Source organism: Parapedobacter soli (assembly GCF_025460835.1).
Lineage (GTDB): Bacteria > Bacteroidota > Bacteroidia > Sphingobacteriales > Sphingobacteriaceae > Parapedobacter > Parapedobacter soli.
In genome coordinates this window covers 1-15,093 of sequence record NZ_JAMXAY010000041.1, presented here as the reverse complement: position 1 = coordinate 15,093, position 15,093 = coordinate 1, and the positions used below count along the sequence as shown (strand labels likewise).

10 protein-coding genes are annotated in these 15,093 nt (G+C 48.0%); 7 read left to right on the top strand and 3 right to left on the bottom strand.

All coding sequences use genetic code 11. The features are described 5' to 3' along the window. The first annotated feature begins 79 nt into the window (after positions 1-79). The 7 genes from NGM62_RS15910 to NGM62_RS15880 all read left to right on the top strand — a co-directional run bounded on the left by NGM62_RS15910 (position 80) and on the right by NGM62_RS15880 (position 11,876). Positions 80-925, top strand: a complete 846-nt coding sequence (locus NGM62_RS15910; protein ID WP_262249250.1) for a sugar phosphate isomerase/epimerase family protein — start codon at positions 80-82, stop codon at positions 923-925. Between the two features lie 45 nt (positions 926-970). Beyond that, positions 971-2,395: a Gfo/Idh/MocA family oxidoreductase gene (locus NGM62_RS15905; RefSeq protein ID WP_262249249.1), complete on the top strand. Its 1,425-nt coding sequence runs from the start codon at positions 971-973 to the stop codon at positions 2,393-2,395. An 83-nt stretch (positions 2,396-2,478) separates the two neighbouring features. Then, positions 2,479-3,276: a hypothetical protein gene (locus NGM62_RS15900; protein WP_262249248.1), complete on the top strand. Its 798-nt coding sequence runs from the start codon at positions 2,479-2,481 to the stop codon at positions 3,274-3,276. 1 nt (position 3,277) lies between these two features. Then, positions 3,278-5,314: a helix-hairpin-helix domain-containing protein gene (locus NGM62_RS15895; protein WP_262249247.1), complete on the top strand. Its 2,037-nt coding sequence runs from the start codon at positions 3,278-3,280 to the stop codon at positions 5,312-5,314. Next, positions 5,302-7,410: a ComEC/Rec2 family competence protein gene (locus tag NGM62_RS15890; RefSeq protein ID WP_262249246.1), complete on the top strand. Its 2,109-nt coding sequence runs from the start codon at positions 5,302-5,304 to the stop codon at positions 7,408-7,410. Before NGM62_RS15895 ends, NGM62_RS15890 begins: the two co-directional genes overlap by 13 nt. Then, complete coding sequence (locus NGM62_RS15885) at positions 7,407-9,293, top strand: RecQ family ATP-dependent DNA helicase (RefSeq protein WP_262249245.1); 1,887 nt, start codon at positions 7,407-7,409, stop codon at positions 9,291-9,293. The genes NGM62_RS15890 and NGM62_RS15885 overlap by 4 nt, the downstream gene beginning before the upstream one ends. Before the next feature lie 363 nt (positions 9,294-9,656). After that, a complete protein-coding gene (locus NGM62_RS15880) occupies positions 9,657-11,876 on the top strand; it encodes an NADP-dependent isocitrate dehydrogenase (RefSeq protein ID WP_262249244.1) in 2,220 nt (739 codons plus the stop codon). Between the two features lie 15 nt (positions 11,877-11,891). On the opposite strand, the gene NGM62_RS15875 is transcribed toward NGM62_RS15880, so the two are convergent. The 3 genes from NGM62_RS15875 to rpsA form a co-directional block, all read right to left on the bottom strand. After that, positions 11,892-12,353 carry a YciI family protein gene (locus NGM62_RS15875; protein ID WP_262249243.1) on the bottom strand — a complete coding sequence of 154 codons (462 nt, stop codon included), beginning with the start codon at positions 12,351-12,353 and terminating at the stop codon, positions 11,892-11,894. A gap of 134 nt (positions 12,354-12,487) precedes the next feature. Beyond that, entirely contained in the window at positions 12,488-12,901 is a 414-nt protein-coding gene (locus NGM62_RS15870; RefSeq protein ID WP_262249242.1) for an SRPBCC family protein, read from the bottom strand. 119 nt (positions 12,902-13,020) lie between these two features. Continuing rightward, positions 13,021-14,964, bottom strand: coding sequence for a 30S ribosomal protein S1 (gene rpsA, locus NGM62_RS15865; protein WP_262249241.1), 1,944 nt, complete (start codon positions 14,962-14,964; stop codon positions 13,021-13,023). Between the last annotated feature and the right edge of the window lie 129 nt (positions 14,965-15,093).

Genomic DNA, 15,093 nt, shown 5'->3' with positions numbered 1-15,093 from the left:
AATATAGACAAAAAGCCGGATTAAGGAGGAGGTCGGCATAATAAGAAAATAACGTATGATCTTTTATAATTAAAAATTGATGGAAACGAGAAGAAGATTTATTCAAAAGAGTCTTTTAGGTGTATCGGCGGCTACGGTAATGGGTACATCTACAGTACGGGCATTTTCCGGTGATTCCCGTACAGCGACCGACCGGTTTGCATTGGGTATTGCCGGCTACAGTTTTGTTCATTTCGATATCGATGCATCGTTAGCCATGATGAAGCGCATGGATGTACATTTCCTATGTATCAAGGATTTTCACCTTCCATTGAATAGCACCGCGGCTGAAATTGCGGCTTTTCATCAGAAACTGGCCGCATCGGGCGTAACGGGGTATGCTGTGGGACCGATTTACATGACGAAATCCAAGGCGGAAATCGACAATGCCTTTGAGTACGCTAAACGTGTCGGTGTGAAATTGATTGTTGGAATCCCAAACAAGGAAGATTTACCATATATTTCCGACAAAACGGCGGAATATGATATTCGGTATGCCATACATAACCATGGCCCTGAAGATAAGTTATACCCCAATGCTACCAGTATTTTTGAGTTGGTGAAAGACTTAGACCCACGTATGGGACTGTGTTTTGATATGGGGCATAACATGCGCGACGGCCAAGATCCAGCCGGGGATGTAAAGCGTTACCATAAGCGGATATTCGACATCCATTTCAAGAATGTGACGGCGGCGAACAAGGACGGCAAGACATGTGAGCTAGGTAGGGGGGTGATTGATATTCCAGCATTTGTCAAGACGTTACGCAAAGTGGGCTATGATGGGAAATGCAGTTTGGAATTTGAGAAAGATATGAAAGACCCTCTGGCGGGATTAGCAGAGAGTGTAGGTTATTTCAGGGGCGTATCGGACGCGTCTGTATAGTGATATATCGTTGAAACTAAAGTTCGATCAATAAATCAAGAATAAATGAATAAGTATGAGTACTCGAGGAGGATATTCCTCAAGCAGGCTATGTTGGCCTCGGCTGCGGCGGCTGTCGCTCCCAGCTTGCTATCGGCAAAACCTAAATTAGCGGCGCCCAATGAACGGGTCAATTTGGCGTGTATCGGTATCGGTAACCGGGGAGCACAAATCATCGGCGATTTGTATGCGACCGGCTTGGCTAATATCGTGGCACTTTGTGATGTGGATATGGGTGCCCCCCATACGGCCAAAATATTGAAACAATTTCCCGATGTACCCCGCTTCCAGGATTTTCGGCAAATGTTTGATAAGATGGGAAACCAAATCGATGCGGTTTCCATCGGGGTCCCGGACCACTCGCACTTTCCCATTACCATGCATGCTATGGGACTAGGTAAGCACGTGTATGTGGAAAAGCCTCTTGGCCGTACATTCCAGGAGTGTGAGCTGTTGATGCGGGCGGCACGCAAGTACAAAAATGTTGTTACCCAAATGGGGAACCAAGGGCATTCGGAAGCTAACTATTTCCAATTCAAGGCCTGGGTGGATGCTGGAATCATCAAAGATGTAACCGCCATTACCGCTCACATGAACTCTCCGCGTCGTTGGCACGGATGGGATCCGAATATCAAATCGTTCCCGCCCGCAGAGCCAATTCCCGGCTCGCTCGATTGGGACCTCTGGCATTCTGCGATTGCTAAGCAACACGATTATAACCACGACTACATCAATGGACAATGGCGCTGCTGGTACGACTTTGGAATGGGTGCGCTAGGCGATTGGGGTGCGCATATCATTGATACGGCCCACGAGTTTTTGAAACTCGGATTGCCCTACGAGGTAGAATGCACGAGAGCTACCGGCCATAATGACTTTTTCTTCCCGATGTCATCCACCATTGTGTTCCGGTTTCCAAAACGGAAGCGTATGCCTGCACTGGATATTACTTGGTATGATGGCCTTGATAACCTTCCACCTATCCCTGAAGGATATGGTGTGTCGGGTTTGGATCCCAATATCCCGCCCCCCAGCACGGGCGATATTGAACCGGTGAAGTTAAATCCCGGTAAGATCATTTACAGCAAGGAGCTTACGTTCAAAGGTGGGTCGCATGGTAGTACGCTGTCAATCATACCCGAAGAGAAAGCCAAAGATATGGCGTCACGGCTGCCGGAAGTCCCTGTGAGCCCTTCGAATCACTTTGCAAATTTCCTGAAGGCTTGCAAAGGTGAAGAAAAAACACGTTCACCATTTGAGGTTTCCGCTCCCCTGAGCCAGGTATTCTGCTTAGGGGTGCTAGCCCAAAAACTAAACACCAAATTGGAATTTGACCGCAAGAAAAAGCGGATTACGAATAATAATGTGGCCAACGAGTTATTGATCGGGCCACCGCCACGCAAAGGCTGGGAACAGTATTATCAAATTTGATAGCTGTCAGTTGATAGTTGGAAGCCGGTTGCTTATTGGTAATCGGCTTTCAATTATCATTTTTTCGTAGTATATTCACCTCCATGATTGGAAGGTGCTTAATACTCCTCCTGATCTCCTATGAATGCATCGCCCAAACCTACGTTGGCCCAAGCTATCAAGCTATGGGGCAAGCGGGCACTGCCCTTCAGGGGATTTACAGCTTAACCGCTAATCCGGCAGGTTTGGCGAGTTTGGACCATATTGCTGTAAACCTAGGATATCAACAACATTTTTTATCGGCGGATATTTCCACACAAGCGGCTTTGTTGGGTGGTCCCACCGGCTTGGGTGTCTGGGGGGTGATGTTACGTCGCTACGGAATCGATGGTGCATACCACGACACGAAAGCCAATTTTGCTTTCGCCAAGCAGTTTGGCCCCCGGCTATCCATAGGTATGTCTGCGAGTTACCACCAGCTTTACGTGCCAGCTTATCTAAGTGCCTATTCACTGTCGGTAGATGTCGGAGTCCAATGCCATTTAGGGCAGGGAGGTACAATTGGATTACAATATACTAACGTGAGCCGTGCCGATTACGGATCGACGGTCTACAGCACCATTCCCTCGTTTGTGAGAGTGGGCTTCAGTTACCCCTTATCGACCGCTACATTTACTGTAGACGTGGCCTATCGACGGGAGAACAGGGTGGGTGGGCACATGGGCCTTGCTTATTGGATTGGTGATATCCTGTGCCTACGCGGGGGATTGTCTGTGAACCCTATGCAACAACATGCTGGCTTTGGTATCCGTTGGTATCGCTTTTTGTTTGACACTGCGGCGACTTTCCATCCGCGATTGGGTATGTCGCCACAAATTGGCTTGGGTTATGCGTTTCAATAGCATGCTTTTGCTAGTTGTTGGATTTGTGTTTATTAGCCACCATATTCAGGCGCAAACAGAAGTGGACGCGGTTGTGGAGCGTATGACCGAGTTCGTTGCCGAGGAACTAGGTGAGGATTTTGATTTTTCAGCGCTTTCCGAGCGCTTGTACTTCTATTTGCAGTTTCCAATCGACCTAAACCAGACCGACGGCAGCGAATTGAGGGAGCTCCAGTTTGTGCCCGAACTGTTTATTAATAATCTACTGGAACACCGCCGTCGTTCTGGACAGTTTATCGATGTCCACGAATTGCAGGCTATCGACGGGTTGGATATCGAGTTGCTTCGCCTATTGCTGCCTTATATTACAGTTTCCAGCTCATCATCGCTTTCGGAGGTCGGTGTAGGCGAGTTGCTACAGGTAGGTACGCACGATGTAATGGTTAGATACGGCCGGACGTTGCAGCAGCGACAAGGATATACTGTTACAGACACTAGCCGCTCGCGTTACCTCGGCACCCCCGACCAAGTGTTAATCCGGTATCGGTATCGTTACGGCCAAGATCTCCAAATCGCATTGAACATGGAGAAAGATGCTGGCGAATCGTTTTTCGGTGGTGCGCAACGATATGGCTTTGATTTTTACTCGGGCAGTATTTATATACGTAACCAGGGGAAGTTCCAGAATATTGTGGTGGGCGACTATGCATTGCAGTTCGGCCAGGGGGTGTCGATGTGGGGTGGGTTGGGGTTCGGTAAAGGTGCCCTGGTACAGGGGGTCGCGAAACAGGCAACGGGATTGCGGCCGTATACTTCTTCAAACGAGGTGTCGTTTTTACGTGGAGGCGCAGCCACATTATCGTTAGGTAGACTTGCTGTTACCCCATTTTTTTCGTGGCGTCACCTCGACGGGTCCGTTTCACGGAAAGACGAGGGCCAATTTGTCACAGGGTCAATTGGCCAAACGGGCCTGCACCGTACGCCCACTGAAGTTGCCAACCGTCATGCGGTACAACAATGGGTATCGGGGGCGAATTTGCTCTACCAGCACGCGCGGCTGCAAGTAGGTGTATTGAGCTACTATACCCATTTTGATACGGCAATTGAACCACAAGATGTACTCCGAAACCGATATGTATTTCGTGGGAATGCGCTTTGGAACAGTAGTGTCTATTACAACCATTCCTGGCGAGGTGTTTACCTTTTCGGAGAGGTAGCACATAGTCATGGGAGTGGCGTTGCCTTTACCCAAGGACTGATTGCCACCTTGCACAACCATTTGTCTGTAGCATTGCATTACCGTAATTATCAACGCAACTATCATTCTTTTTTCAGCCAAGCAGTTGCTGCCGGAAGTGGGGTTGCCAACGAACGTGGGTTTTATAGTGGTTTAGTGTACCACCCGAGCCGCCAGGTAGAGTGGATCGTTTATACTGATTTTTTTCAGTTCCCATGGTTGCGTTACCGCGTGGACGTACCTTCACAAGGGACAGATATCCTTACCCAATTTACTTATACATGGTATAAAAAGGCACATATTTCCGTACGATACCGTTACCGGAAGCAGCAGGAGAATTTGGAAACGGCGCAACCGCATCGTTTCGTTGCTGATAAGTATCGCCAGCAAGTGCGCATTAGCGGGCAGTATAAACTTGATGACCGCTGGACAATGCGTAACCGGGTGGAACTTTTACATTACCAAAAGGAGAGCGAAGGTTCTGAATTGGGACTAATGGGATACCATGATGTCATTTACAAACCCCTCAGTGGTAAGATAAGCGGTAATATACGATTGGCTGTATTCGCCACGCCGAGTTACAATTCACGCATATATGCATATGAAAACGATGTTCTATACGGATACTCTTTCCCGATGTACCACAATAACGGTATCCGAACCTATGCTAATGCCCGTTATCGCATCGGCAGGCAAGTAGATATTTGGTTACGCTATGCCACATTTATTTATCGAGGTGTTGACGAGGTGGGGAGCGGGTTGGATGTTATCGCTGGTAATCGGCGGTCGGATGTAAAATTGCAATTGAGATGGCAGTTTTAGCGGTATCGCCCTTTGTTCGTTTCCTTGTGGCCTTAGTGGCGGGTATTGGTATGGGGTACGCTGTGACGCCAGCGTGGTCGCTCTATATTGCAGCTTGTGGGCTGTTTGTCTTTGTGCTTGTTTCTTTTATCACTATCCGATGTATCACGCGGTTGCGCCAATATCGTTATTACGGAGTGTTGGGGGCACACATTCTTCTCGCTTGGGGCTTAGTGGGCTTCCTGTTGGTTTGGAAAACCGATCCCGCGATAGACCGATCGCATTTCAGCCATTTCGAGTCGAAAGCATTGGTTGGATGGGTTGCCGACGAACCCGTCGAGCGCAGCGACCATATCAGGTTTCCCTTTGTAGTGACCCAAGCGTATGGAGACGATGGGCTATTTGAGGCAACGGGCAAACTTATGCTTACGGTACGGTTGGACGACAGCGCCACATCAATGTCGTTGAACTATGGTGATCGGCTGGTTATTCCTACAGGATATCAGGCGGTGCCTCCACCGTATAATCCCGGTGAGTTGGACTACGGTCGCTTCCTCGCGGGGAAGGATATCTGGCATCAAGATTATCTAGGTGTGGAGGAATTGGAGAAGTTGGATGAGGGAGACGGCAGCCTTATTATAGCCTATGCATTGTCACTGCGCCGGCGAATGGTTGCTAAGTTTTCGTCTTATATTCCGGATCCGGATGCCTACTCGGTGGCTTCGGCATTGATCCTAGGGTATCGTGCAGAAATAGACGATTCACTTATTCAGACCTTTGCCAATACGGGAACCATTCACGTTTTGAGTGTGTCTGGAATGCACGTGGTTATCGTCTTCTGGTTGCTGTCGCTTTTGTTGTGGTGGATGGATAACGGCAAGACTTTTCGTGTTGTTAAGTTTATCCTGTTGCTGCTGGCCGTGTGGGGGTACGCGCTGCTGACCGGCTTTTCGCCACCTGCGTTACGTGCGTCTATTATGGTGAGCTTCGTGATGGCAGCTACCATTTTCGGGCAACAGAATAGAATTTATAACAGTATAGCCGCTTCTGCGTTTTTCCTTTTGTTATATCAACCCAAGTTTATTGTGGATGTTGGATTCCAGCTTTCATATCTAGCTGTTTTAGGTATCGTTTTCTTACATCCGCTTATGCGCCGCTTTATTTCAAATAACAATCGGCTGTTGAGACCAGTAACGGATTATATTGGAATGTCTATTGGTGCCCAAGCCGGAGCGGGCCCCTTAGCGGCTTATTACTTCCATCAGTTCCCACTGTATTTCCTGCCGGCGAATTTGCTTATCGTATTGCCCGCAAGTGTCATCATGTATATTGGATTCGTTTTGCTACTCGTGCCGCCGGGGATGCTAGCATCATGGGCGGGAAAGATGTTGGAAAAACTCATCTTAATAACCAATGGCTTGCTTGGGTATATTGAGCAGTGGCCGATGGCTAGTGTTCGAGGTATCTGGATAACATGGTGGGAGACCGTATTGATGTATATATTTATCGTAGCGGTGGCAATGGCCGTATTGGTGCGCCGCAAACAATGGGTTTATAGTGTATTGGCGTGTACAGCACTGCTTGTATGTACATCGTTTTCTGCGGTGTTGAGAAAATCTGAGCGCAAGGTAATAATCTTCAATGTACGGCGGAATTTGGCCATTGGTTTGATGGATGCTGGAAGTGCGTGGTTGTACACCGATTTGCCGGCGATCGATGATCGTACGATCAGTTACTCGGTATTGCCGGCGTTGGAAGCCCAGGTGCCGCTCAAAGCCATCCATTTCTTAGCGCATGATAGCACTTATCGCGACCCTAGGGTTTATACTAGAAGTGGTATATTGCAGTTTGGGGATGTTCGTTTAATGGTATATGACGGTACGGAAATGTATGCTGGACACATTGACGTTGATATCCTTATATTACGCAACAACCCGAGGGAATCGTTGCCGACGCTTATGGAGGCTGTCGATTGTGGAAAACTGATTTTGGACGGTTCCAACTCCAATTCGACGATTGCCCGCTTGAAGGCGGAAGCTGAGGCAACGGGGACCCCCGTATATGTCTTGAAAGACAATTTTGCGTATGTTTGGTCATTGGAATCACCCATGTCATGAACAGTGTAGAAGTACTCCGTAAATATTGGAAGCACGAGTCTTTCCGGCCGTTGCAGGAAGAAGTGATCCAGTCGGTATTGGCGGGACGGGATACCTTGGCCCTGATGCCCACAGGGGGCGGGAAGTCGGTATGCTTCCAGATCCCGGCCTTGATGATGGATGGTATATGCATCGTTGTTACGCCACTCATCGCGCTAATGAAGGACCAGGTTGGAAGCCTACAGGCTAAGGGTATCCGAGCCATCGCCATTTTTTCGGGCATGACTAAACGGGAGGTGGATATTGCCTTGGACAACTGTATTTACGGCCCTGTCAAATTTCTTTACCTCTCACCCGAGCGTCTGAATAGCGATTTGGTGCAGGAGCGTATACGGCATATGAAAGTGAATCTCTTTACGGTTGACGAGGCCCATTGTATTTCCCAGTGGGGATACGACTTCCGCCCGTCATACCGCTATATTAGTATATTGCGGCAATTGCATCCCCATGTGCCTTTCCTTGCGCTTACGGCTACGGCTACTGCACGCGTTGTAGCCGATATCCAAACGCAACTTGCCTTTTCCGAGAAAAATGTACTACGGAAGAGTTTTTTTCGTGAGAATCTTGCTTATATGGCGCTTGATGAGGAAGATAAACAAGGTCGGATGTTGCGCGTTATCCGTAGGTTGGGGGGAAGTGGCATTATCTACGTACGCAACCGGCGTGAAACGCAGGAAACTACGCGCGTGTTGCTTAACGCGGGTATATCGGCCGACTTCTATCATGCCGGTTTGGACACACCTGAGCGTACACGTCGCCAGGATGCTTGGATGGAAGGCAACATAAGGGTAATTGTCGCGACCAACGCATTCGGTATGGGTATCGATAAGCCAGACGTACGATTCGTTATCCACCTCGACATCCCCGACTCCCTGGAGGCTTACTATCAGGAAGCGGGGCGAGCCGGCCGCGACGGTAAGAAAGCGTATGCCATATTACTTTACCATCAGAGCGACCGTAACCAATTGTCGAAAAACCATGCATTGAGTTTTCCATCGGTCGATTATATCAAGCAGGTTTACCAGCAGTTGGCTAACTATTACCAATTAGCGTATGGCGCTGGCGAGGGATTGGTACTCGATTTTGATGTGGCCGATTTTTGTAGTCGTTACAAGCTGGACGTCGTGATGACGCTCAGTGCACTGAAGTTTCTGGAGCAGGATGGGTGGATTGGTATGACCGAGTCGGTGTTTATCCCGTCGCGAGTGAAATTCGAGACGGACCAGCAAGATTTGTATAAATTCCAAGTGGAGAACGCAGCTTATGACGGGCTGATTAAAACCATCCTCCGTAGCCATGGTGGTGCGTTTGATGATTTCATACCTGTCCGGGAATATGAGCTTGCAAAACGGAGTGGGAAACCTTACCGAACGGTTGTTGACATGCTAGAGCACCTCCAAAAAATGGAGGTACTATCTTACCTGCCGCAAACGGACAGCCCGAAGTTACAGTTTTTGCGGGCTCGTATCGATAGTAAGCGGCTGCATATCGATAGTAGCTACATCCGCGAGCGGAAAGCAGTCAGACAGGGGCAGTTGGACGCTGTATTTGCTTACTTGGATGGCACCGATTGCCGAAGTAAGCAATTATTAGCCTATTTTGATGAGGGTAAGTCAAAGCCATGCGGTATATGCGACCGTTGCTTGGTACGGAATAAGGCTGGGAATGTGGAGGAGCACTTAATGGCAGAATTGGTGGAATTGCTTGCGGATGGACCACTGACTATTGACCAGCTGGTACTAGGGCTGCAGTCGGGCGACGAGGCAACTCGCCTGGTGTTTATACGTAAGCGGTTGGACGAGGGAAGGTTGAAAATCAACGGTGATAAGTACTATTTGGGGTGACTCCATAAACCGGAAAATTATCCTGTAGTAGTGGGTGTAATTTACAGAAGGAGTGGTTGTGATGGTATGCGATAAACGATTAGAACAGAAAATCGGGGATATTTTCTGGGAATTTGATGCTGCTGGTTAATGGATTTTTCTACAAATCCCAAAAGCGCCTAAACTTTTTCGCACAACAGTGAAATCGTTGGATAGGTTTCTGTTTGATAGGCGGTTGTGTTAGGTGAGCGCAAGTAGTGATTGGCGGAACAGTGCGGCGAGAGCTATATGTTTGAGAGGTGTCAAAAAGCCATTTTCATTCTGATCAACCTTTCAAAATCGGGTATTTTTCGTTACTTTCGCGACTGAAAATTCACTCAGATTATGTCGAAAAGTACCACAATTTCTTATACCAGAACGGACGAAGCGCCAGCGTTGGCCACGTTCTCTTTTTTACCTATTGTTAAAGCATTTACGAGTTCTGCCGATATATCGGTAGAGGAGAAAGACATCTCCCTGGCCGGGCGTATCATCGCAAATTTCCCGGACCGCCTTACAGACAATCAGAAGATTAGTGATGCATTGGCTGAATTGGGCGATCTTGCTACCACCCCGGAGGCCAATATCATCAAGCTCCCCAATATATCGGCTTCCGTTCCGCAACTTAAAGCGGCTATCGCTGAATTGCAAGCCAAGGGCTATGCAGTGCCTGATTACCCTGAGGAGCCTAAGAGCGATGAGGAAAAAGCTATTAAGTCTCGCTATGCCAAGGTGTTGGGCTCAGCAGTGAACCCGGTGTTGCGGGAAGGTAACTCCGATCGCCGTGCGCCGCGGGCAGTGAAGAATTATGCCAAGCAACATCCTCATTCTATGGGAGCATGGGTGCCGGATTCGAAGACCGAGGTGGCTTCTATGTCGGCCGACGATTTTTATGGGAATGAAAAATCCTTGACATTGTCGCGAGCAACAACATTTTCCATTGAATTTGTGGATGAGAGCGGTGCGAGAACCGAGCTAAAAGCCCCAGCGCTATTACAAGAGGGTGAGGTTATCGATTCAACGCACATGGGGCTCGCTGAGCTGAAAAGGTTTGTGGCAGCACAAATCAAGGTAGCCAAAGAATCGGGAGTCCTACTCTCTGCTCACCTGAAGGCAACCATGATGAAAGTTTCCGATCCGATTATCTTCGGTGCCATTGTAGAGGTTTATTTCCAAGATGTATTTGAAAAATATGCTGCCTTGTTTCAAGAACTCGGCGTAGATATACGCAACGGACTTGGCGAAGTGTATGCCAAGATCAAAGGCCACCCACAAGAGGATGCGGTCAAGGCTGATTTAGCAGTAGCAATGGAGGCCGGACCGGATTTGGCTATGGTCAATTCAGACAAAGGGATTACCAATCTCCATGTTCCTTCGGATGTCATTGTAGATGCTTCCATGCCGGCGATGATACGCAATTCCGGCAAGATGTGGGACAAGAGGGGTGATGTGAGGGATACCTTAGCGTTGATACCCGATCGTTCATACGCTGGTATTTATGCGGCAACGATTGCGGATTGCAAGAAACATGGTGCCTTTGATCCGTCAACAATGGGTTCGGTGTCCAATGTTGGACTTATGGCACAGAAGGCCGAAGAGTATGGCTCGCACGACAAAACATTCCAAGCACATTCGAAAGGCACTTTCGAAGTGGTGGACGGTGATGGAAATGTGTTGATGACGCAGGAAGTAGAAGCGGGCGACATCTTTAGGATGTGTCAAACCAAAGATGCCCCCATCCGCGATTGGGTGAAATTGGCCGTCAACCGGGCACGTTTGTCCGGTACACCGGCGGTTTTTTGGTTGGATGAACATCGGGCACATGATAGGCAACTGATCGAAAAGGTAAATACCTATTTGACCGAACACAATACTTCGGGGCTCGATATCAGGATTTTAAGTCCCATGGCGGCGACGGAATTCTCGCTGGAGCGTATCCGCAAGGGTGAGGACACGATTTCGGTGACTGGGAATGTACTCCGGGATTACCTTACCGATTTGTTCCCTATTCTAGAATTGGGCACATCGGCAAAAATGCTTTCCATTGTACCCTTGATGAATGGTGGAGGCCTCTTCGAAACGGGAGCAGGGGGATCCGCACCGAAGCACGTTGAGCAATTCCTGAACGAAGGATACTTGCGTTGGGATTCGCTAGGTGAGTTCCTGGCATTGGCAGTTTCGTTGGAGCATGTGGCCCAAACCGAGGGAAATGGCAAAGCCTCGGTGTTGGCAGAAACGTTGGACACCGCTACCGAGAAGTTTTTGGAAACCAACAAATCGCCGGCACGTAAGGTCGGCCAAATCGATAACAGGGGGTCACATTTTTACTTGGCATTGTATTGGGCTGAAGCGTTGGCCGGCCAAAGCAAAGACAGCGAGCTGAAGGCGTTGTTTAGGCCAATTGCAGGAAAGCTGCGTGCCAATGAAGATAAAATCAATGCAGAGTTAATCGGTGCACAGGGCAAGGCACAGGATATCGGTGGCTACTACTGGCCGGATAAATCGAAAGCTGAGCAAGCCATGCGGCCTAGCGAAACCTTTAATGCGATTATTGCATCGCTGTAGACCGTGGTGAGTGACTTAGGGTTTCGTTTTCGTAACCCGGTCACTCGTTTCCAAATAGGTGCGGAGTGCCGCTGAACCATACCAATCAAAGAGCTCCGCTTCAAGGAGCTTTTCTTTTATGGCAGGATCTGTTTGTAATAAGGTTTTCACTTCTGCTTTGTTTTTAGAATCGAAGATGAATAGCCCACGGTAGTTGTGCTCGTTTTTTCCAAGCGGTCCGGCGACGATTAGCTTTTTCTGCTCCACCAAGCGATTGATGTTTTCAAGGTGCCCTCGGAACAATGCGCTGATTTGCTGTTTATCGTCTAGCTTTGACGGTCCTGTTTTCAGGATGACAAAAACGTAGGATTTCATCCCGTACTCGTCGGCCCCCAAGGAATCGGCGAGGGCCTTGTCGTAGTTGGGGTTGGCCGTTTGGGCGATGGTACCCATACACCAAAATATTCCTATCGTACTGAAAAGTAGTCTTGCTTTCATAGTTTTGGGGTTTCCTCGCTGTTATCGGTTTCGAGTATACTTTTCAATTCCAACAACCCCTTGTCGAAATCATCGCCCATATCGAGAAAGAGCGACATCAGGTTGAGGGGATATGGCGACTTACCCGAAATCCCTCATTTGACGATGGTCTGGTGCTCTCCTTGTGCCTCGGTAAGCATGTAACAAGATGCTTCGGATTCAAATGGTTCCTTGAAGCGTAATTTAGTATCCATTCGTTCACCATCTACTATGCCGATTATTTCCTGTTCTCCTTTGCCTATTTTCTCACCATCCCAAGCATAAACAAATCCTACGGTACCATCGGTGCCACGGGTCGTTGTTTTAGCGTCAGGATCCATCTTATGCCAAACGTCATAGTTTTTCTGATTACCGAGGTACTTGATATAGTCGAATACTTCCTGCTTGGACCTATCGATGCTGATTTGTCGTTCGCTGGTGAATTCTCGTTTTACGAAAAGGGCTACGACGAGCGGGATAGCGATAATAATCACTAAGATGAGTAGGATTTTTTTTAAGGTTTTCATCATACTTGTGGTTAGTTACTAACACAAACTTAAAGAAAACACTTTTTATATACAATAAAAAAACGCTTACCGAATATTCGGTAAGCGTTCATCTATTGTGTTAAACACAATGGCTTATGCCCTTATTTTTTCGAGCGGTTGGCACTCTCTTCGCCTTCCAACTGTTGTTTCAGCTGTGCAAGTACATCGAGATCGCCCAATGTGGATTTCTCTACGGATTCCTTCACTTTCTTAACCGCGGTTGAAGCAGCCTTAGCTTCCTTCTTACGGTTGTTGAAGTCTTCCATCCGAGCTTCTGCACGTTGGTCTTCCCAGATGCGAGAATGTGAAATAACCACACGCTTGTTGTCTTTGTTGAATTCAATGATTTTGAAATCAGCAACTTCGTCAAGCTTCAATGGGTTGCCATCTTCTTTGATGCTGTGCTTAGCTGGAGAGAACCCTTCTACACCATAAGGCAAGGCAACGATGTTACCTTTTTCACCAACTTTGATTACCGTTCCTTGGTGGATGGAGTCGAGGGTGAAAATGGTTTCAAACGTATCCCAGGGGTTTTCTTCCAATTGCTTGTGGCCAAGGCTCAGCTTGCGGTTCTCTTCATCCAGTTCGAGTACTACAACTTCCAATTCTTCACCTACCTTGGTGAATTCGTTGGGGTGGTTGATTTTTTTCGACCAAGAGAGGTCAGAGATGTGGATCAAGCCATCGATACCTTCTTCGAGTTCCACAAACACGCCGAAGTTGGTCATGTTTTTCACAACTGCTTTTTGCTTCGAACCGATGGGGTAGCGCTCTGCAATATTTTTCCAGGGGTCTGGAGTCAATTGCTTGATGCCGAGACTCATTTTTCGGTCTTCGCGGTCGAGTGTAAGAATCTGTGCCTCTACCTCGTCGCCCACTTTGAGGAATTCTTGTGGGCTGCGCAAGTTTTGCGACCACGACATTTCCGACACGTGGATCAGTCCTTCCACACCAGGGGTGATTTCGAGGAACGCACCGTAGTCTGCCACGGTTACGATTTTGCCTTTCACCTTCGAGCCTACTTCCAGTGAAGTATCCAACGACTCCCAAGGATGCTCGGTAAGTTGTTTCAAGCCGAGTGCGATACGTTTTTTCTCGTCGTCAAAATCAAGTACTACCACGTTGACGGTTTCGTCAAGCTGCAATACTTCCCGAGGGTGCTCGATGCGGCCCCATGAGATGTCGGTAATGTGTAGCAAACCATCGACTCCACCGAGGTCGATGAACACACCGAAATCCGTGATGTTTTTGACCGTACCTTCCAATACCTGTCCTTTTTCGAGCTTGGAGACAATCTCGGTCTTTTGGTTTTCCAAGTCGTCTTCGATAAGCACCTTGTGAGATACGACCACATTCTTGAATTCGTGGTTGATTTTTACTACCTTGAATTCCATGGTCTTGCCCACATAGATGTCGTAGTCGCGTATAGGCTTGATATCGATTTGCGAACCGGGTAAGAATGCTTCAACACCTTTGATGTCTACGATGAGGCCACCTTTGGTGCGGCTTTTCACAAAACCATTGATAATGGTGTCGTTTTCGAGCGCCTCGTTGATTTCTTCCCACGATTTCTGTGTTTTTGCACGTTTCCGTGAAAGCACCAACTGGCCATTGGCGTCTTCCTGTGATTCAACGAAAACGTCGACCGTGTCACCAACTTTCAATTCAGGGGTGTCACGGAATTCAGAAAGGGATACCAAGCCGTCGGACTTGAAACCGATATTGAGCACTACATCCTTGTTGTTAATGGATACAACGGTGCCCGGTACGATTTCACCCCGGTTGATCGAATTGAAGGTTCCTGCATATTGTTCTTCCAACTTCGCACGTTCTTCGTCGCTGTAGTTGCCAAAACCTTTTTCGTCCTTGTCCCAATCAAAATCGTCGTCGGGTGTTTCCCAAGCAATCGATTTGATTTCGTCAACGAACTTCGAATCGGCTTCCGACTCGATGTCTTCTTTTTCTCTCACCAAGGTTTCCTCAGTGTCTTGGAGTTCAGCTGTTTTAGCTGCTAATTCCTTTTCTGCTTCTTGTTTTTTTGCCATTAATTCATTTTTCTCCTTTTCCCCGATTTTTATCGGGACTGCAAAGGTATGAAAAACTTTTATTTATAGGGAGTTATTGTTTTACTGGACTTACCCCGAAAAATAGGCGGTTCTCGATCTAATTTCCTT

What these genes read in the sequence shown, in the direction of transcription:
- NGM62_RS15870 (WP_262249242.1), bottom strand. Translation starts at nt 12,901, where the DNA reads ATGATGAAAACCTTAAAAAAAATCCTACTCATCTTAGTGATTATTATC.
- NGM62_RS15910 (WP_262249250.1), top strand. Translation starts at nt 80, where the DNA reads ATGGAAACGAGAAGAAGATTTATTCAAAAGAGTCTTTTAGGTGTATCG.
- NGM62_RS15905 (WP_262249249.1), top strand. Translation starts at nt 971, where the DNA reads ATGAATAAGTATGAGTACTCGAGGAGGATATTCCTCAAGCAGGCTATG.
- NGM62_RS15885 (WP_262249245.1), top strand. Translation starts at nt 7,407, where the DNA reads ATGAACAGTGTAGAAGTACTCCGTAAATATTGGAAGCACGAGTCTTTC.
- NGM62_RS15875 (WP_262249243.1), bottom strand. Translation starts at nt 12,353, where the DNA reads ATGAAAGCAAGACTACTTTTCAGTACGATAGGAATATTTTGGTGTATG.
- NGM62_RS15880 (WP_262249244.1), top strand. Translation starts at nt 9,657, where the DNA reads ATGTCGAAAAGTACCACAATTTCTTATACCAGAACGGACGAAGCGCCA.
- rpsA (WP_262249241.1), bottom strand. Translation starts at nt 14,964, where the DNA reads ATGGCAAAAAAACAAGAAGCAGAAAAGGAATTAGCAGCTAAAACAGCT.
- NGM62_RS15895 (WP_262249247.1), top strand. Translation starts at nt 3,278, where the DNA reads ATGCTTTTGCTAGTTGTTGGATTTGTGTTTATTAGCCACCATATTCAG.
- NGM62_RS15900 (WP_262249248.1), top strand. Translation starts at nt 2,479, where the DNA reads ATGATTGGAAGGTGCTTAATACTCCTCCTGATCTCCTATGAATGCATC.
- NGM62_RS15890 (WP_262249246.1), top strand. Translation starts at nt 5,302, where the DNA reads ATGGCAGTTTTAGCGGTATCGCCCTTTGTTCGTTTCCTTGTGGCCTTA.